Raw genomic sequence first — 20,089 nt, forward strand, 5'->3', positions numbered from 1 at the left:
CCCCCTCTTTAAGGTATATTCCTACGCGTTACTCACCCGTTCGCCACTCGCCATCAACCTAGCAAGCTAGGTCATGCTGCCGTTCGACTTGCATGTGTTAAGCATGCCGCCAGCGTTCAATCTGAGCCAGGATCAAACTCTTCAGTTCAATTCCTGAGCTAGCTTTATCTAGCGTCTCTTTACTTCTTTGTTTCTTTATTAAGCACTCAAATTCTTCAAAGCGCCCACACAGTTTGTCTTCTCAATTCTTAATGAACCTGCCCCGAAGGCGTGCTGCGTATTCTACTGATTTCAGCTCCAGTGTCAAACACTTTTTGCATTTTTTTCAAAATTTCTGTTTTTATTTTCTTTCACATATATAAGGTATAAATTTTCAAAATTTAGTAGGATAAAAACAGTTGTTACGTGATTTACCGACTCCATTATGCAACCCGGTTGTATTTCTAGCTTATTAGTCCTACTCGTTAACAGGGTATAACAGAAGTCGAACACTCTGAATTTTTTAATGTAAAGGCCTCATTACCTCATTAACTTCCCCTGCGATGAAGTGGATACATCAATCATCATAGTCATCTTTATCCAAACACCACCAAGAATTATCTTGCCTATGAAATCGTACATCCAGTCTGTTGGCAATTCCTTCAACCATTTTTTGACATACCAGTACTTTTTGGCTATTGTCTTCAATTTTGAATATCTTCACCAAGTCAAACCGATAAATTTTCCAGTCATCACCCGATTGATTGGTATGCGCATGGCATTTTTTTTCGTGGGTGTTCACTGTTCCGCTATGGAATTGTACTTTTGGCACTGGATGTTGTGTATTTCGATTTTCAATTTCATAGTACAAAGAAAAATGAGTGATGTTTTTAATACATATGGAGTATGTGTTCAATGATAGAAACACGCCTAAGAGCATAATGAAATATCGTATTTTTGAATCCATTCATTCAACTACCATGTTTTTTTATTTAATAATCACATTACGTTTTTACAATGAATAATTCAAGAAGAACTAATCCAGTTTAGAGTATCAGCCTATTTGATGCCTCAACACTAGCATCCCACCCCTAACCTTGGACTATTGTATTTTTTCAACCTGTTTAAAATAAATATTTATCCGAGATCTGGCGCTCTACTTCTTTTTTTGTTACTCTTCGCAATTCAACTATGGTGGCTCTATTGGTCCCCTCGCGACGATAGATTGTGAACCCCGTCAGGCCCGGAAGGGAGCAGCGGTAACGATTGATTCGGGCGCCGAGGTGTGGCTCTTAGAGCTGCCACCCAAATTGTGAAAACCTGTATGAGCTATCTGGCACTTGCCCGTAAATGGCGACCACGCACATTTTCCCAACTGGTTGGCCAGGAACATATTAATAAAGCGCTGATTAATGCGCTGAATCAACAGCGATTGCATCATGCTTATCTATTTACTGGTACCCGCGGTGTGGGTAAAACCAGTGTTGCCCGTATTCTGGCTAAAGCACTTAACTGTGAAACGGGAATCAGTTCAACACCCTGCCTTCAATGTGATGCTTGCAACGCGATTGAACAAGGTCGGTTCATCGATCTTATAGAAATTGATGGCGCGTCCAAAACCCGAGTCGAAGACACTCGTGATGTACTGGACAATGTGCAGTATGCTCCAACTAATGGCCGTTTTAAAATTTACTTGATTGATGAAGTGCATATGTTATCTCAACACAGTTTCAATGCACTTCTAAAAACACTAGAAGAACCACCCGCTCATGTGAAATTTATTCTGGCAACAACTGACCCACAAAAGTTACCGGTTACCGTTTTATCCCGCTGTTTACAATTTAATTTGAAACATTTGCCTGCTGATTTGATCAGCAAGCATCTGCAGCTCATCCTGAACGATGAACATATCAATTATGAAGTTCAAGCCCTGAATATTCTTGCTCAGGCGGCACACGGGAGTATGCGTGATGCATTGAGTCTTCTGGATCAAGCAATAACCAGTTGTAATGAGAAACTACTGGCTCATGATGTCAAGCTCATCCTCGGATATACACAACAGGACTACGCGGTCAAACTATTGGATGCTCTGGCAAAACAGGATGGCCCGACCATGCTGACGTTAAGTCAGCAGATCGCTACTGAAGGAGGGCACTTTCAATATGTTATTGATGAACTACTAAATTACCTCCATCAGATTGCCGTATACCAAAGCATAGGGGATATGAATCCGTTAATTAGTCCAGCAGATGAAATCAAGAATCTGGCAAAACAATTTTCAAAGGAAGACACTCAATTGTTCTATCAGATTACCCTGAAAGGACGCGAAGAAATTCATCTTGCTCCAACATTGGCAATCGGATTTAACATGACCATGTTACGCATGCTAACCTTCAGGCCGGCTCCTGCTGCAACAGTTCCACCTATGGCTATTCACTACAGTAATTTGGTAGCACAGCCTGCTCTAGCGAATCAGGCATCAATGGACGAACCAGTAGAAACAATAGAAAGAGCAGAATCAGCAGAACCAATAAAAACAATAGAACCAATTGAAGATAAAAGCTCTTTGATGGAAAACTCATTACCCACTGTAAAATGCAGTGAAGCTCTTACAAAGCCAACTGAAGAAATACAACCAATGATTCCTATTGAAGCCCAAAACTGGGCCAGCATCATTCCCAGACTCAAATTATCTGGTTTTGCACTTAATGCAATCGAAAATGCTGAATTTATTACAAAAGATGATCGAGACATTATTTTGAGAGTAGCTAAAGGTCATGAGTCCTTGTTTACTCCATCAACAACCAGCCGAATTGAAGCTGCATTGTCGGATTATTATCAAAGCCCGGTTAAAATTATTCTGAATAGCAACGAAGCTGTTCAGGCTACGCCAGCACAGCAAAAAGAGAGGGCAGCGCAACAAAAGCAGCAAAAAGCAGAGGCGGCATTACACAATGACCCTCTATTTCAGCAAATTCAGCAAGAATTTTCCGCTGAATTGGTCAAAAATTCTATTGTCCCACTCAAAGATGACTTATAATAGTATACCTAACCATAAATAAACGAGGCAGTGATGGATATTAATCAAAATCTTGGTAATCTGATGAAAGAAGCGCAAAAAATGCAACAACGCATGCAAGAAGCGCAACAACAGCTAAGTCAACTGGTCGTCAGCGGTGAGTCTGGTGGTGGCATGGTTCTGGTTAAAATGAATGGTCGACATGATGTAACAGAAGTTAAAATCAAGCCAACATTGATGGATGAAGATGTTGAAATGTTGGAAGATTTAGTTGCCGCAGCAATAAATGATGCCGTGCGTAAAATTGAAAAAGCATCGAAAGAAAAAATCAGTCAATTAACTGCTGGTCTTAATATTCCTACTGATTTAATGGGTGGAGATAAAGGCGGTAAAGAGGAATAAGCCTGAATATGGATACTCTCGCTCGCCTGGTAGAGGCGCTCCGCTGTTTACCAGGTGTAGGTCCCAAATCAGCACAACGCATGGTGTTTCACCTGCTCCAAAACCAAAGACAGCGGGGTTTGCACCTCGCTTCCTGTCTAGAGCACGCCATGAACCATATCAACCATTGTCAGCGCTGTAATAATTACACCGAACACACTTTATGCTCTTTATGTCAAAATACGAACAGAGACCCGGCCTTACTGTGTGTAGTAGAAAGCCCTGCTGATGTTTCTGCCATTGAACAAAGTAATGCTTTTCAAGGTACGTATTTTGTCCTGATGGGAAAAATATCGCCTCTTGATGGTCTTGGCCCTGATGATATCGGATTGCCCAGACTTAAAAATCTGATCATACAAGAAGGAATTAAAGAAGTAATTATTGCTTTAAGCCCAAGTGTTGAAGGCCAAACAACGGTGCATTTTATACATCAATTATTGAGAAATGAACCAGTTAATATCAGCCAGCTGGCACATGGCATTCCCTCAGGTGGGGAGTTGGAATTCCTGGATGGAAATACCATAGGCAGCGCCTTAAGAAATCGAGCAACGATTAATGTTTAGTGCGAACAAACCCCATACTATCCTAAAACAATGTGCCATGATGGTCATCATGTTCATCCTGGCGGGATTAGCTCATGCATCATTCCATAAAAGTTTATGGCCCAAATGGGAAGTTAATAACCCGCTCTCAACTGAAACCATCTCTCACCAAGCCTGGCAAAATTTTCTGGACAAACACGTTGTTACAAACGAAGAGCATATTAATTTGATTGATTATGCTCATCTGAGTCAACAGGATTTAAATTTACTCAAAGAATATGTCAAAGCCATGTCGATGATTGACATCGCTAATTACAACCGTCAAGAGCAACTGGCTTATTGGATCAATGTGTATAACGCCCTAACGGTACAAACAGTTGCAAACTATTATCCCATAGCGAATATTCAGGAGATTAATATTTCGCCCGGGTTATTCAGTGTAGGCCCCTGGGGAGCCAACCTACTGACCATTAATAACACACCATTGACCCTGGACGATATTAATAATCGCATTATTCGACCGATTTGGAATGACCCACGCACTCATTATGCACTCAATAACGCGACCATTGGCGCACCCAATTTAAGCAAAAAAGCATACCAGGGAGCACAGCTGGAAGAACAATTAAATGAAGCCGCGATAACCTATATCAACTCACTGAGAGGAGTTCAGGTAATTGAGGGAAAACTGATCCTTTCCAAACTCTATGATTGGTATGAGGAGGATTATGGTGGCACTAAACAGGACGTAATAAGACATTTACTTCAGTTTGCTCAGGAGCCATTGCTCAGTCAGTTAAAACACATCAATTCAATTGATAGTTATGTTTATAATTGGCACCTGAACTACCCAGCACTACAGACGTCATGAAGCGAGAACGCTCAGCACTCTCATACTTCGGACATTTTGTTTTATATAATCTCTGCTTTTTGGGTTTACAACTCGTTCTTATTTACTCACAATCAGAAAGCCTGGTCAGTTCTATTAAGCTTCCTATAGCTATATACCTTGAATTCGCTGGAACTCTTTGTATTCATGTTGCACTTTATATTATTGTATCGTTAATTCAAACCTGGTTATTAGTAGGGATTTTAAATCGCTCCTGGCATCATTTTTCAGCAGAACAGTGGCTAATTGGCATATGGTCCTTATGTGCTTGTTTCATTATCAGTGCTAATGCCTACTATTTTCCTTTAAGTATATTCAGCAAATTATTTTCACCCCCTATACCTGAATCGTGCTTCAAGATTCTGTATACTCTTTCTTTGTTTTGTTTAGGTTTGTTATTGCTGAACCGTCTGTTTTACCGTAGTAGTTCCTTCTTGTTAGTGCTGCCGATTCCGATCCTTGTTTATAACAGTTTTTTTTATTTCAAAACAATGCCTGCTCCTGAGGTTATTACTCAACCCAACATCATTATTCTGGGAATAGATTCTTTAAGTCCGGAAAGCGTAAAGAAAAAAAACATGCCTTTTCTGTATCAATTGCTCAACTCCAGCACTCAGTTCACCAATGCAATCAGTCCCCTCGCCCGAACCTATCCCGCATGGTGTTCCATTCTGACTGGTTTATACTCAGAACATCATCACGCAGATGAGAATCTGGTTGCAAAGACCTCCGTTAACAATCAGGCGAGCATAGTATGGAAACTGAATCAGCTGGGGTATAGCACAGTTTATGCAACGGATGATCGAAGATTTAATAGCCTCGATAAAGACTTTGGATTTCAAAAATTAATAGGCCCCAAATTAGGAGTCAACGACATTATTTTAGGATCGTTCAACGATTTTCCTCTGGGAAATTTGCTCATTAATTTTCGAATCAGTTCTTGGTTATTTCCCTACAATCATTCGAATAGAGCCAGTTTTTTTTCATATTACCCCAGTACCTTTAGTGCCAAACTGGAGAGAGAATTGGCGATCATGCCAAGGAATAAACCAGTCTTTCTGGCAGTTCACTTTGCTCTTCCGCATTGGCCTTATGCCTGGGCCAAATCATTACCGGATGAAGTAAACAATGAATTCAGTCTTAACAAACGTAACTCCCTCTACCAAAGTGCACTCAAACGAGTAGACAAACAATTTCATTCTTTTTATACCTATCTGGAGCACAATCATTATTTCACGAACAGTCTTGTCATTATCCTGAGCGATCATGGTGAAGCCTTATATTATCCTAATTCAAGACAAACCAATTACCAGAACTATCAAAGTTCGTTGAGCAGCCGGCTGGCAGAGTATTTTAAAAATAAAACAGCAACAGAACTGGATAAAAGCGCGGGCCATGGCTCGGATATATTAAGCCCCAAACAATATCACAGCATATTGGCATTCAAGATATTTAAACAGGGCAAACAGATAACGGGTACTGATAAAATCAAAACTCGAGTGGCATTAATTGACCTGGCTCCAACCATACTCTCCTTTTTGAAGGTAAGCCATAAACCCGCTGTAGATGGAATTTCACTGCTGAAATCAATGTTAAACCCTCAGTCACCATTACCTCAACGTACATTTTTTATTGAAAGCGGTATGTACCCCAATCAGGATTTTTCCAAAGAAAAAGCAATTCAAATTGGACATCAAATTTATACAATAAATCCTCAAACAGGAGAACTCGAACTAAAGCCTGATGAGTTAATCAAAATAAACAGGGCCAAACTGTATGGGGTGATCAAAGGCGATTGGATTTTGGCGTTATATCCCGATGAGCAATCATATATACCAGTAATTCAAAATTTGAAGACAGGACAATGGATTGATAATTTAGATAGTGATTTTGCTAAAACAACACCTGCAGCACAATTAGCGAAAGAGATGCAAACCTTTTACGGAAAAAAGCTCGCTTTTCCTATCCCTTAAAAAAATCGTCCATATAAACCGATGAACGCAGAGTCAAGTGCTTATGCGATAAACTCCTGTCTTAATAAATTGAATATTTAATTATTGTCTTCAATAGAATCAAATAATTTTTCTACCGAATCACTAATGGTAACAGGCTCTCGCCCATAAATTGCAATAATCCTGAACACAGCATCTCGATTACGACGACGTGCCTGTACGTATTGTTTCTCCAAATCATAAACATAGGGCTCTGTTGTCACATGCCTGTTTTTTAATTCTACTCGTAAGGCTTCCATGACGCATTGCAAGGCATTAAATACAGATGCAACCGCATTTTTTTCCGATTTGGTCAAAGGCGGAAGCCAATCCAGTTTCTTATCCTGGATTATGGTAAACAAAGTATAAAGTAAGTATCTACTGTCCTTGTTTGCAAAATACCCATACAAATCAAGACAATCGGTTGTGGTTAACTGACGATACAAATGAAGCATTTCTTGATGAAAAACAGAAAATTGTTCATCATCCGCTACTGAATCGCTCACTAAACGCTGTTGCAATACCATTACAGCATCAATTAATCGATTTGGATTAAACCAGAATTTATAAGCCCTACCCAAATCGTGTAATCGCTCACTGGTTACCTGCTCTTCATTTTCTGGAGAACATTTTACCTTTAGATTTTTAACAGCCAATTGAATGATTTCTCTATAATCTTCATCCACTTCAATAAGAATGCCTTGGGGAAGATCATCGCCATGAAATAAATAATCTACTCCAGATTTTAACCCTTTCTGGAGTGATACTTGATATAATTGTTGTTGTAATCGCTCAATAAATTCATGTAAAAAACCTAATCGCATACGAACCGATACCAGCTTTTCCGGGTGAATCAACTGATTAAATAACTTATCTGGAAACAACTTATAGAAAAATATCGCATTAACCAGATTCACTAATTGCGGATCAGAGAAAAAATCAAGTGCCCGTTGTAACTCATCATGATTCCAATCACGAAACAAAACAGACTGTTCAGCACCGTGCTGGGTACTGTGATTCCAATATTCAACTAATGAAGACAACCATGACTTAAAATGAGTACAGAGAAACAATTGGTTCAATTCGTCAGAACAGCCTTTGGGGTCAATCACAGTACTACGATTGAGTGTAGATGAGAGAGTCATTGAAACAGTACACTGATGATATAAAGAGGCGATTTCAATTATGAGTCTCGATTCTTCTTCCTGAGCAGCCATTTTGGATAATCGTGCCTTTAACTGAGAAATAATCGACATGTATTCGACCCAATTTATTGGTTTAATTTCATCACTGGCGGTATTGAACGTGTAATGGGATTGCGGATCACGCAGTTTTAAATAATCAAGGTATTTTTGAGCCAGTTGGGCACATATTATCCGCACTTCTTCATGACAATAATCCTGCTGATTAGGAACATCCAGATATTTATGGAGACGACTTTCCAAATGTTTTAGTTCATATTTGAGTTGAGCTTTGGCTCGATAATCGTCCGTTAGAAACCAATGCGACAAACCAGGTGTATTTTGAGTCATCCATTTCTCCTCAAGCATCATTCTGAAGCTCGAACTTTAACAATAGCACCGAAATAAGAAATATGTAACTCCCGGCATCGCCAGAATGGCTTTTTAGCTCATTTCCTTTAAAAAATGCAAATGACTGAATTAAAATGAACTATTCTTATTAAATGCACAAAAATAATTGCAAGATGAAGATAATCTTGCCAAAATTAGAGCATATTTTTTTTAACCTTCAGGAGCAAATTGATGTCCCAGAGCCACTGTTTGCTCGTTATTGACACTACACCAGTCAGTGATGAGCTGAAGGATTATTTTGCAAAGTTTAATCTGGACGTTGTACAACAAAAAAGCCTTTATCCGATTCATATTGAGCAGGGAATGCCTGCTGCCATTTTGATTCATTGGTCTATTTTAAAAAATGAGCCAGAAACCATTAGGCAATTTTATAACAATTATCCTGTACCACTCATTATTATAAACGACTCCCCAGATGAGGAGGTTAGCATTGCCATGCTTGAAGCAGGTGCTGATGATGTCATGACCAAACCGCTGTATCCTCGCGAACTTCATGCACGAATAACAGCTATAGCCCGTCGTGTCATTCGCGCTCAACAAAAAATGGCACATGGAAAAGATGTATTGATGTTTACAAACTGGCGCCTTTATCCAGCCTCCAGGCAAGTGTTTGGTGAGAATAATCAGGAATTACAATTAAGCGCTGGCGAGTATGATTTGCTCCTGACGTTCGTTCAGCAACCACAAAGAGTTTTGGATCGAGAGTTCTTACTCCAAATCACCAAAAATACCGATTTGACGCCTTTTGACAGAAGAATTGATGTACAGATCAGTCGATTACGCCAAAAAATCGAGGTTGACGCGAAAAAACCGGCTTTGATTAAAACCATTCGCAACGGTGGTTATATGTTCACTCCACGAGTCGTAACGCTAAAAGAAAGTGATGCCGAGTAAATTCATCTGTTTGTGATATAATGCGCCCAACTGGTACAAAATAAAACAAGAGAACAACGATGCCTAACCTTCTTGAAGTGATCATACATGACGTTGAATTTACTGCCATAAAGACCCTCTTTCACCAAAGCTCCTGTTAATTTACATTCCTTACATTGAGGGTCATTAGCCCTCCTCGTCTGTAAGTATGTGTAGATATTCAGCAAGTATTTAAGTCAGCTACTTGAATCCCTATACTTTTTTATTGGCCACATTATCATGAGTCACACAAAATACGACATTAATTGTTCTGTTATTAACTGGAATGGACATTCTTTACCTGATTGGTTGTTTTACATACCTAAGGCAAAAGACACTTTTATATCTCCTGCCGCCCAATTCAAGCCCGTGGCAGCACTTAATGGATCGCCCTGGCAAACGACCACCACTCCCAAGCAACAGGAACGGGCAAAGACGCTTATCCTTGATACCCATTTTTATATAAACGGGTTGCAAGAACACGATTTAATTGCCCAAATTGAATGGTTCAAACTCCAAGAGATAACGGTTTATTTATGCATAGAACGAGATGGATTAAAATCACTGGTTTCATGCAATGAACCAAATCAGAATTTTGAAGCCTATATTGAGTTCCTTGGCCAATTCGATGAAACAACAGATTATGAGCAACTGACGGCCAGCAACAATCTTGTCCGAGATACAACAGCGGTACTCAATGTTGAGCGCAGTCAACAAATGTTTGCGTGCATGAATCAGCAAAAAAGACACATTGTCTCAAATCACCGCGGCTCCGATGACGGTTCGGCGACCTCCACTCCAGAATACAGATTTTACGATGAATCAGCTTATGCCATTCATATACCCTATGCGATTCTCGCACAAAACAAAGCAATGAAAGCCGCAGATTATCCCATTTGTCTGAATCCACCGGCGGACTGTGCCGATGGTAATGATTTAATCCATTTAATAACCCAATATCCCTATCTTACCCATAAACTGCTTGAACAGAATAAAGATCTGATCACCCATGAACTGGTTTCGGCGTTCTATCACAAACTGCCTGAGTTAAGAGCGGTTATTATTCCCTACTGTTATGATCTGATAGGTCAATCACCTATAATAGATATTGATTATTATATCCTTTTAAAGGATAAACTCGATCTGCACCAAATACCTCTTGAACACTTCAAATTAAATTACTCTCTGTTCAAATGGGCTTGTCCAAATCTTGAAGAGCGATTCGATGCCCTGCTGCATACTGGTTTTAACGCAAAATCATTGCTTAAAGTTTTTCCACATAGGGCGCATGAAATTTTCAGCCATTTCCCTCCAAAAGATCTTTATGACTTAAAGGATTATATTACAGCAGTGCCAGAAGATGCTGACAGTATTATTCAATCTCATCAATCGCTTCTGGTAAATGCAACAAACTCGAAGTTTTTCCTAATACAAATAAGGTATTTTTGGACTGTCTTTAAAAATGCAAAAACAACTAAAGCTCTATTAAATGATCTAATTCAACCTCATCTAGACTCCATGAGTATAATCGTTGACTATCTTGCTAGCGAGCCACCGGAAGTTGAGGCTTTCCTTAAAAAGAACAACCGGTTCACTGGATTATCCAAGCACTTCATTATAAGTCTTGCTAATAAAAATCCCCAAATGGCTGCTTATCTTTTTAAATATCTAAGCACCCCATTAACTTTTATTGATCTAGAATGTGTAACCAATAAAGACTTAAAACTAAGCCTTTATGAAAGAGACCAACCCCAGGTGAGATCAATCAAAGATTTGATAATTTTATTGTCACTGTATCCGGAACAATTCGATCGTCTCATAGATGAATATCAATTCTTATTAGAAAACTCAGGCTCATTTAGGGTTGATCACTTGCCCCCAAAACTCGCATTAACATTAATCCAACTTTTTCCTGATAAAGCTCAAATTAATGAAGTTAATACACCATCCATCAATCCCTTATGGCAAAAGCCTCCATTTATTAATCACATACTAAATCAAATAAGCAGAAAGAATATTGATATAAATTCATTAATCTCATATTACGACCAACTTGCCTTTCTAGGTCGAGATTTGGCAGAGCAGATTATTGCGGAGCAGATTCCTATAAGTACAGAAAAATTCTCGCTCCCGGCTCTTGATTCCAGAAAAACCAAAGGGAATATAACTCTCTTTGAAACAAGCCCCATAATAGAAATAATGGCTCAAGTGACATACTCTGGTATGCAAATGCTTGTTTATACCCCTTCATTTTCACATCCTGAACACCCCCCTCAATACAACGAGTGTACCGCATTAACCATTGGAATGCTGGAAGATGCCCTTGAAGTTGATTTGAGAAAGTTCCCTAATTTAATTTCTTTAAAAATTAATCTTTGTACTGCCAGTCCTTTTAAAATCCAACAATTCTTTGATGAACTCAACCAATATTGTCCTAAATTAAGTCATTTAAACGTGCCTGAATCCCTAGCCCCAAAATCATGTCACCTCCCTTATAAGATTAACTACCAAAAAGAAAAAAAGTTGAAAGAATCAATAACGTCCAGCATCAATATGGTCAATACAATAATGAGGGAAATTAAAGCATACTCATTGCAAGATGGCGCTTCATCATCCCATGACTTACCTCCTGTTGATAAACAAGCTATTAATTTATTTCAACGAACTGATAATTCAACAGCCAAATCCTCATCATCAATATTTGTGGCAAATAATACTCTATCTCATTCAACCCTGTCGCCCAATACAAGTCATTCGTTTATAATGGTAAAAACCGGTGAGTTACTTAATGGGCAAGGAAAAGAACCGCATCGTTTACGAACAGGGATTATTGAGCTTAATGACGATTTGAGTAGGCAACACACTCAAATCCCTGAGTTTATTTTACGCCCTCTACCTCAAAAATTAACACCTGAATTAATTAATGTATGCCGATTGGGAGATGATGGTTTTTACTATCTTCTGACGCTAAAGACATCTGCCAATCAAACTGTTCGCTTACTCTCGGCAGACGCACAAGAAGAGTTAATCGCCCTTGATTCTCAAGGTGTCGAAACAAAACTCATGAGGGGTTCTGACGATTTTTACTATGTACTATTGGATAAAGAATGTACCCTGAGTTACGTCATAAAAGCTCCTGAACCGCAAAAATCGCTAAGAAGTTATAGACATCTCAAAGCGGATGATCCTATTAAAGAGATTTTGGATAGATACTTAAATCTGCCAAACTATACACCTGAAAGTACACGATTCGAATCCAAGCGAGTTTGCGAAACCTTCCCTGAATGGTTTGAACGTCTCTATACTATTGGACAAGGAAGTTGCCAGGAACGTTGTTGTGCAGTATGGTTTCAAATAGCTAAAAATCCAATTATCAAGGATCGAGCTCGACTGGTGAATATTGAAAATAACCACGTACGACTGGAAATCAAGGATCTTGAAGGGCAATGGATACAAGTGGATTTAGGCGGAATCAGGGCAAATCACTGTTATGACAATCGCCATTCCTATAAGGCACATACTCTTTCATCTGCCCAAGATATTCAGAACCGTCATGCCTTGAATAAGAATCACATACCCAATGTTCAGGCTAGCTCATCGAGCTCCACTTCCTGTGCGCCAAGTCAATCCCACTTTTACGAACAGAAAGAGAAATGGAATTGTACTGAGACTTTTGTTCAGCTGGAAACGCTAATAAGCAACCATCAAATCCCCAAGATAGTGAGTCATTTGGATCAAGTATTTGACTACGAACAGTTCCCGGTACTATTAATTCATCAAAACCGAGAGGTGTGTGCACAACAATTTTTACATCAGGCAAAATTACACAATCGACCGGTCTTTTTTTTACATGACCCGAATCAAGTAAAAGTGGGAAAAGAGCAAATCCATCTTGAATCCGATTCGCCCACCATATCGACAGAAGATGCTCTTGATTTATTCAATAAACGAAATCGTGGAAATCCCGACGCAATGATACTGATAGACTGGGCTGCATTTAGTCCACAACAACGAGTAGCGCTTAATAGTATTATTGATAAAAAACACAGTTTATATAACAAAAAATTAAAATTCAAAATTTACAGTCTGTGTCCTGAATTACCAAAAGACAGCTCCTTTGTATCAAGGCACCCACATTTAATCAAACCAATACTGCCCATACCTGCAGTGCATACACTTCAGGCTGCTCGAGAATGTACCATTGATTTAAAAGGCTTAGGAGATTGGCAAGAAACCTTATTTGGCCCCATAGTATTAAATAACAATCAATTAGAATGGCAGAGATCTGAATTTGTTTTAGCCTTGGAAGAAAATGATCTTCAGCCATTATTCATGATTCTGAGTAATATTCCCACACACGCCAGGAAGCAACTGAATACTTTATTACAAAGAGCCAAGGCACAAGGTTACCTGGAGTATCACCACGCCCAAATACCCCTAACAGAACAAGTTCAGTTTAAATTAGACTGTACTGAATTTAATATTACAAAATTTCAGCCGGTGCATTTAATAAAAAACATAGAAAGCTCACAATTACCACCAGATTATCAGGTCATCAATACCGAACTCTTTGATTTTTTATTAACCAATAAAAAAGTAGATCAAGGCCAATACCAAATAATGCCCGGCTGGTTAGAACAAGCCAAAGATAACAGACTTACTCTGTTTATCACTTCTGAGTTATCTGACCATCAATGGTATTGTTTATTAGAGCATGCTCAACTTTATCGGGTTGAATTAACATTGCTTTGCGCCAAGGGAGTGAGTATCCCTCATAAAATAAATGTAAATCAGGGAGCGGAACCAGAAGTTAACAGAGCCATCTCCTTTGATGAGCCGTTAATTTATTTAAGCAACCAACCCAAAAAATGCGTGACAAAAGAAGAACAGGCCTTGTGTTTTGCAATTGAGGATTATAATTATCAAGATCTGATAACCTGGGTTAATTATCTATATCAAAATAACCAGTTTACTGATTTTAATGAACAGACAAGTGATGTCTTCAGTGCCCTGAAACAAGGAAGAACCGTAGTACTTTATGGTGAATTCTCCTCTTCATTACTGTATGCATTACAACCGCTTATCTTATCCCAAACGTCTCAAAATGATAAACCATGGCTGGGTCGGTTGATTTTATCAATTGATAAAAAATGTCATCCTGATCTGCGCTTTTTACCGCAACAATGTGTTCAGTCAATAGAATTTATAGCCTCAAATGAAATTAAACCCAAAATCATCTATAAAGAATTAGCCGATGACAGTACGGACTTAAGTGATTCAGAACAAAAAGCAGAGCGTTATCTGGTGGATCGATTGATTGTTCTAACTGATGCAATAAGTAATTACCCCATATGTACTATGATAGGAAAAACCGGAGTAGGGAAAACATTTTTAATTAGAGAAATTAAAAAACGTTATCCAGAGCAATACCAAGTCTATCATGAGCTGGAACATTTTGAAGACTTTGCTTTAGATGGCAGTGATAAAGTTAAAGTACTGTTTTTAGATGAAGTCAATATTGCCAACAAACACTTAACCATGTTTGAACCTTTGAAGGAAGGAGGAAATGCCCGCATCCTGTATCAAGGGCGTATTTATGAACTCACAGAAAAACACCGGATTGTATGCGCCGCCAATCCTCTTCATTATGGCGGTGGGAGAGTAAAGCAAAAACTGTTTACAGGACAGGATGTACCCGAACTTCATTTGGCAGAAATGCCCACTTATTCTATTTATGAGTACCTTTTAAAACCGATATATCATACTGTTGCACCCTATATGAATGAGCAGGATTTTAAAACCAAATGCCTGCATTTTTTAGCTCAATACAAACAAAGCCAGCTCAATAAAGAAAATAAACTCTGCATTCGAAATTTACAGGAATGGGTCATTTCTTTTGCTATGGAATTATTGAAACATCAACCTGAAACCTTTCTTAAGAAAAGGAAAATTCATATTGATGCGCATGTGACCGATATTATTATTACGGACTCAATGAATTCCTTACATAAAATCTTACGTCGTAGTATTGAAATACGAAAACAAAGATATCTTGAGCGTAGAGGCAGTATTTGGGGTTTAAACGGATGTTTAATAGAAGGCCGTCCTGGTATGGGAAAATCAGAATTAATCAGATTTCGTCTTGCCAAATCAGGATATATACAAACAAAACCTGGAGAGGATGCGCCTGAAAACACGTTAACCTACATCAAAATTGATGCCAGCCTCTCAGATGAATCAAAAAAGGATTTTATCCGTAAAGCATTCAATCAAGGTCAAATCGTTTGGCTTGATGAAGTAAACAGCATCCTTGATGAAGGATTTGAACATTGGATGAATGCTTTTCTTTCTGGATTTGATCCAGATACCCACCTCAAAGCCCAAGTTCCAGGATTCATGCTTCTGGTAACAGCAAATAGCATTGGCATGGAAGGACGCAGCTTAATTGGGCCTGCCTTTAGAGGGCGCTTAACTCAGTTAACCATGCCCGAGCCAACAGTCAAAGATTTCGAGATGATCATTGAAAATAAATTACCCTGTCAGTTAGAAGAAAAACAACGCCACACTATGGCAAGCGAGTTAGTAGTGTTGATGGAAAAAAATAAAAATCTCACATTACGCGAGATTACGCCTAAACTTGAATTAATATCCCGAATTTATAGGGATAGCCCGGAAGTAGATAATGCCCTAAGCATATGATGAGCGAGATACGGTATGGTCAAACAAATACTCTTTATCGCAGTGGTTATATTAGGATGCGTACTTCTGTTAATGTACGTCTTTCAAAGGCATTTAATTTACTTTCCTGATAGACACACACCCAATTTAAAGAAATTTCATGCCCAGGACATGACTTTAGTCACCTTACAAACTGCAGATAATTTAAAATTAAAATCCTGGTATAAGCCTGCAGAAAACAAGCAACCAACTATCCTTTATTTACATGGCAATGCAGGTCATATTGGCTACAGAATGCCTCTTGCTCGACAATTTCTTGATTCAGGCATAGGACTGCTTTTATTGGAGTATCGAGGCTATGGCGGCAATATAGGAAGCCCTTCGGAACAGGGGTTTTATAAGGATGGAGAAGCCGCATTAAATTATTTACTCCAACAAGGGATTTCTTCTCAAAAAATCATCTTGTTTGGAGAATCCTTAGGTACCGGGGTTGCCACTAAATTAGCCTATGATCATCAATTTTGCGCCATCATCCTCCAGTCACCGTTTACTTCTCTTGTAAACTTATCTCGTTATCATTACCCATGGTTGTTTATTAGCCCCTGGGATAAATACGACTCTATAAAACGCATTTCAAAAATTAAAGCTCCATTACTCATTGTACACGGCACCCGAGATCAGATAGTGCCTTATTCTGAGGGTTTAAAGCTCTACAATGAGGCGATTGAACCTAAAAAAATGATCTCCCTTCAGGGCTATAATCATAATAATTTATGGAGTAGCCCAGGGTTTTCAAAAGAAATAATTCACTTTATTAAGGAACATTGCCACCAGTAATTGACGCGGTTATGCTCACTTAATAACAGTGATCTCGCTTACCTTAACGTGTAATAAACCATTTCATGATAGTCTTTAATGGGAATGAATGAAACTCGCACCAGCGTTGAATGATATGACAATCCAATTCTTGTGGAATCCCATGAATCCCATTTGCCATTTTATTTTGCAAGAGCATTAATGAAGCCAAATTGTGGATATAAAACTCAGGATCTATGTATTTCATAGGAGTTGGATCCTGGAGAATAAAATTCACCGGTTTTTTATTATTCAATACATCTTCTGTGCTAAATTGCTCTCCGAACTCATCATATACCCCCATATTGGCTAATATTTTTCCTGAAAACCATTCACGTGGAAAGCCACTCATAATCGACTTTCGTCCAGTTGCAGTAACGATAATATCTGCCAAGTTAATCGCTTCTTTCAAACTCATAATATTAGTCGGATCAATTGCAGGGATATTCAATTCATGAGCCGCATTTCTTTGATCGGCACACAAATCAACTACCGAGACTGGTGTGTGATTTCGAACACAAAAATAGGCCAGGCCTCTGCCTATTTTCCCAAACCCAAAAATGAGCCAAGACAATTTTGCAGGATCAATATTCTTTTCCTGAGCAATAGCCAAACTAATGCTTTCCGCACACCCAAACACTGTCTCCAGCTGCTTCGTTAAGGTTGGGTCAATACTGATAACGGGAAAATCAAGTGGTTGACTGCGATAAAACTGATCACCTGATCCAGTTAACTCAACAGCCCCTATATCAGGCTTCCCCAAGGCCTGGTAAAGCTCGGCTCCACAATCAAAATAGATATCAAAATGCTCTCCTTGCAGCTCGTTGATGTCTTCGACATAACGGACACCGGCTAAACCCAAAGAAGAAACAACATTAGGATCCGCCGACATAAAAGAAAAAGGATTAGTCACTGTAACTTCAGCACCAGCAACAAGCAAACAGACTATCTTTAATACCGTATTAGAAACAAGAGGAACATGATGAACCACTCTCAATCCATTCAAGGGACGGGTGCTCGCCCAAAGCCCCAGTTATTCATGCATAAAAGGGGCCGTTAATTGTGGGTAATCCAGAAAATATTTTGTAAGTTGGGGATGCATTTTATCGAGCATAATCAATAGGAGAAGTTGACCTATAGTAAATAAATCATTCTCCCCATACAACAGAATATAATTTTTAAACCTGAAGCGAATTATCCAACAACAAAATCCTCGCCTACGCCCGGGATTCTTGTCCATTCACAAACAGCACCATAATAACTTAAAGCAGTAATATCCGGTTGCGCAGGGCCTTTTGCAGTGATCACAAAGACACAAGCTCTGGATTCAAAAGATGGAGCCTGTTTTACAGCAGTAAGCGTGTAAGCAATGTCAAAATCAGCATCTTTGGGAAACCCAAATCCATAGATAAATACAGACTCTGGACCCAGTTCTGTGCTGTGAATTGAATTGCATAAGGAATCAGAAAAAGAACCTTCCTGGCTTATAGATTGTAGAGTAAGTTTCCATTGCCCGTCTTTGGAGGTCACATTATGCCAGGTATGAATGCCAGGACAGTAGGGTGATGCATTAATTTGCCCCGCAAATAGAAGCATCAGTGTAACCAGTATTTTTTTCATCCTTTATTCCCTTATAACCCATTCAATTTAGTATCCAAGGGAACACTATAAGTCTAAAATAATGTTCAATGCAATGAATGTTTAACGCGTTTCTGATTTTCGTGAATTGTCCCCGAAGGGTTAATGCAATGAAAAAATTACTGATTTAAATCATTCACAGCATCAAGAACTGTTTCAAGATTACCCGACATTTCACTTGTAAATCCATGATGATTTATCAAATCCAATTGCGTCATCGGAGGAGCTGACTAATGCCATAACTATTTTCGCTTTTTACTAATTTTAACCATTTTCACTGTTTTAATTGTATTATCACTGACTCGCAAAATTTCGATCCGATAATTTTCTATGGTTAAGCAGGACTCTGAAGGCGGGATATATCCCAAATATTCTATAATTAAGCCACTTAAAGTTCTTGGACCTATAGAAGGCAAACTCCAACTCATCATCCTGTTTAAATGTCTAAGCGTTAAACTCGCATCTACAATCACTGTTCCATCATCCTGAGGAATAATATCCCGGCTCAATGCAGCAATATCCGTTGTAAATTCGCCAACAATTTCTTCAAGGATGTCCTCCATGGTAACCAGCCCCAGGATGTCACCATACTCATCAACGACAAAACAACTTCTTCGTTTCATTTTCCTGAAATTTAAAATTTGCACATTCAACGGAGTCGCTTCGGGAATATAATAAGGAGCATCCGCTGAATTTAATAAGCTATCCAGATCCAATTTATCTTCTAACGCCAGATTCAATACATTTCTCGCATGGATCATCCCAACAAGATTATCGATGGAACCACGATATATAGGTAATCGAGTGTGTTGTGCCGTTTCTAGTTGTTCCAAAAGTTGCAACCAGGGTTGATCCAGATCAATTCCAACAATATCAGCTTTGGGTACCATAATGTCTTCAACAGTCGCCTGTTCAAGATCGAGTAGACTAATCAACATACTTTTATGCTCTACAGGCAATAGCCCTCCTGCTTCATGCACTACTGAACGCAACTCTTCACCAGTTAACGCTTCCTTTTGAATGCGATTTATTGATATTCCAAAAATTCGCAATATTCCATTTGAAAAAAAACTAATCACCTGTACCAAAGGAGCAAAAAGCCACTGCAAAATGTATAAAAACAATGAAGAAGAAAAAGCGACTTGCTGGGGATATATCGCTGCTAAAGTTTTCGGTGTCATTTCCGAAAATACCAGAATGATTAAAGTCAGGAGAATGGTAGCGGCAGCTACACCAGCATCACCGTAATAACGCTGTCCAATAAGAGTGGCGATTGTCGATGCGACGATGTTCGCCAGAGTATTGCCAATCAATACGACACTCAATAATTTGTCAGGCCTGGCCAGCATTTGATTGACTCGAATGGCTTGCTTATTTCTCTTTTTTACCAAATGCCTCAATTTATACCGGTTAATGGACATCATCCCTATTTCTGAACCAGAAAAAAAAGCAGAAAGAATAATCAATGAAACCAGCATGATTAATAAAGAGGATATATGGATTTGCACTGGGTTTCCTTAAGCTATAGCGCTGAATTAAGAATTCACATAAAA

13 protein-coding genes, 1 rRNA gene and 1 other RNA gene are annotated in these 20,089 nt (G+C 38.9%); 9 read left to right on the top strand and 6 right to left on the bottom strand.

From position 1 onward, the window contains the following. Window positions 1-148, bottom strand: a 16S ribosomal RNA gene (locus G543_RS0100005); the annotation flags it as partial. 408 nt (window positions 149-556) lie between these two features. After that, window positions 557-946 (bottom strand): hypothetical protein, encoded by a 390-nt coding sequence (locus tag G543_RS0100010; protein ID WP_028382684.1) that lies wholly within the window; start codon window positions 944-946, stop codon window positions 557-559. 234 nt (window positions 947-1,180) lie between these two features. Here G543_RS0100010 and ffs point away from each other — a divergent pair. From ffs to G543_RS0100035, 6 genes are all read left to right on the top strand, one after another. Next, window positions 1,181-1,277, top strand: an RNA gene (gene ffs, locus G543_RS18545) — signal recognition particle sRNA small type. 26 nt (window positions 1,278-1,303) lie between these two features. Continuing rightward, window positions 1,304-3,019 carry a DNA polymerase III subunit gamma/tau gene (gene dnaX, locus G543_RS0100015; protein WP_028382685.1) on the top strand — a complete coding sequence of 572 codons (1,716 nt, stop codon included), beginning with the start codon at window positions 1,304-1,306 and terminating at the stop codon, window positions 3,017-3,019. A gap of 33 nt (window positions 3,020-3,052) precedes the next feature. Further along, window positions 3,053-3,400, top strand: coding sequence for a YbaB/EbfC family nucleoid-associated protein (locus G543_RS0100020; protein ID WP_028382686.1), 348 nt, complete (start codon window positions 3,053-3,055; stop codon window positions 3,398-3,400). Window positions 3,401-3,408: 8 nt separating this feature from the next. Then, the gene (gene recR, locus G543_RS0100025) at window positions 3,409-4,002 is read left to right on the top strand and encodes a recombination mediator RecR (protein ID WP_028382687.1); all 594 of its coding nucleotides are present in this window, start codon (window positions 3,409-3,411) and stop codon (window positions 4,000-4,002) included. 49 nt (window positions 4,003-4,051) lie between these two features. Next, window positions 4,052-4,852, top strand: a complete 801-nt coding sequence (locus G543_RS0100030; RefSeq protein ID WP_238584727.1) for a DUF547 domain-containing protein — start codon at window positions 4,052-4,054, stop codon at window positions 4,850-4,852. After that, entirely contained in the window at window positions 4,849-6,843 is a 1,995-nt protein-coding gene (locus tag G543_RS0100035) for a sulfatase-like hydrolase/transferase (protein ID WP_028382689.1), read from the top strand. The genes G543_RS0100030 and G543_RS0100035 overlap by 4 nt, the downstream gene beginning before the upstream one ends. A 77-nt stretch (window positions 6,844-6,920) precedes the next feature. On the opposite strand, the gene G543_RS0100040 is transcribed toward G543_RS0100035, so the two are convergent. Next, window positions 6,921-8,393, bottom strand: coding sequence for a hypothetical protein (locus G543_RS0100040; protein WP_028382690.1), 1,473 nt, complete (start codon window positions 8,391-8,393; stop codon window positions 6,921-6,923). Between the two features lie 231 nt (window positions 8,394-8,624). On the opposite strand from G543_RS0100040, the gene G543_RS0100045 reads away from it, so the two are divergent. From G543_RS0100045 to G543_RS0100055, 3 genes are all read left to right on the top strand, one after another. After that, window positions 8,625-9,347: a winged helix-turn-helix domain-containing protein gene (locus G543_RS0100045; protein ID WP_028382691.1), complete on the top strand. Its 723-nt coding sequence runs from the start codon at window positions 8,625-8,627 to the stop codon at window positions 9,345-9,347. A gap of 258 nt (window positions 9,348-9,605) precedes the next feature. Next, window positions 9,606-16,064, top strand: coding sequence for a P-loop NTPase family protein (locus G543_RS0100050; RefSeq protein ID WP_028382692.1), 6,459 nt, complete (start codon window positions 9,606-9,608; stop codon window positions 16,062-16,064). Between the two features lie 15 nt (window positions 16,065-16,079). Further along, window positions 16,080-16,880: an alpha/beta hydrolase gene (locus G543_RS0100055; protein ID WP_028382693.1), complete on the top strand. Its 801-nt coding sequence runs from the start codon at window positions 16,080-16,082 to the stop codon at window positions 16,878-16,880. Between the two features lie 43 nt (window positions 16,881-16,923). Here the strand turns inward: G543_RS0100055 and G543_RS16770 are convergent, their stop codons facing one another. The 3 genes from G543_RS16770 to G543_RS0100070 all read right to left on the bottom strand — a co-directional run bounded on the left by G543_RS16770 (window position 16,924) and on the right by G543_RS0100070 (window position 20,044). Then, entirely contained in the window at window positions 16,924-17,889 is a 966-nt protein-coding gene (locus tag G543_RS16770) for a Rossmann-fold NAD(P)-binding domain-containing protein (RefSeq protein WP_338011316.1), read from the bottom strand. Window positions 17,890-18,092: 203 nt separating this feature from the next. Next, a complete protein-coding gene (locus tag G543_RS0100065) occupies window positions 18,093-18,518 on the bottom strand; it encodes a hypothetical protein (protein WP_028382694.1) in 426 nt (141 codons plus the stop codon). Between the two features lie 260 nt (window positions 18,519-18,778). Continuing rightward, window positions 18,779-20,044: an HlyC/CorC family transporter gene (locus G543_RS0100070; protein ID WP_028382695.1), complete on the bottom strand. Its 1,266-nt coding sequence runs from the start codon at window positions 20,042-20,044 to the stop codon at window positions 18,779-18,781. Window positions 20,045-20,089: the final 45 nt, after the last annotated feature.

Source organism: Legionella moravica DSM 19234 (assembly GCF_000423305.1).
Classification (GTDB): domain Bacteria; phylum Pseudomonadota; class Gammaproteobacteria; order Legionellales; family Legionellaceae; genus Legionella; species Legionella moravica.

Coding starts and splice junctions, on each gene's coding strand:
- G543_RS0100035 (WP_028382689.1), top strand. CDS start 4,849: ATGAAGCGAGAACGCTCAGCACTCTCATACTTCGGACATTTTGTTTTA.
- G543_RS0100065 (WP_028382694.1), bottom strand. CDS start 18,518: ATGAAAAAAATACTGGTTACACTGATGCTTCTATTTGCGGGGCAAATT.
- G543_RS0100045 (WP_028382691.1), top strand. CDS start 8,625: ATGTCCCAGAGCCACTGTTTGCTCGTTATTGACACTACACCAGTCAGT.
- G543_RS0100050 (WP_028382692.1), top strand. CDS start 9,606: ATGAGTCACACAAAATACGACATTAATTGTTCTGTTATTAACTGGAAT.
- G543_RS0100030 (WP_238584727.1), top strand. CDS start 4,052: ATGTTCATCCTGGCGGGATTAGCTCATGCATCATTCCATAAAAGTTTA.
- G543_RS0100010 (WP_028382684.1), bottom strand. CDS start 946: ATGGATTCAAAAATACGATATTTCATTATGCTCTTAGGCGTGTTTCTA.
- dnaX (WP_028382685.1), top strand. CDS start 1,304: ATGAGCTATCTGGCACTTGCCCGTAAATGGCGACCACGCACATTTTCC.
- G543_RS0100020 (WP_028382686.1), top strand. CDS start 3,053: ATGGATATTAATCAAAATCTTGGTAATCTGATGAAAGAAGCGCAAAAA.
- G543_RS0100055 (WP_028382693.1), top strand. CDS start 16,080: ATGGTCAAACAAATACTCTTTATCGCAGTGGTTATATTAGGATGCGTA.
- G543_RS0100040 (WP_028382690.1), bottom strand. CDS start 8,393: ATGACTCAAAATACACCTGGTTTGTCGCATTGGTTTCTAACGGACGAT.
- recR (WP_028382687.1), top strand. CDS start 3,409: ATGGATACTCTCGCTCGCCTGGTAGAGGCGCTCCGCTGTTTACCAGGT.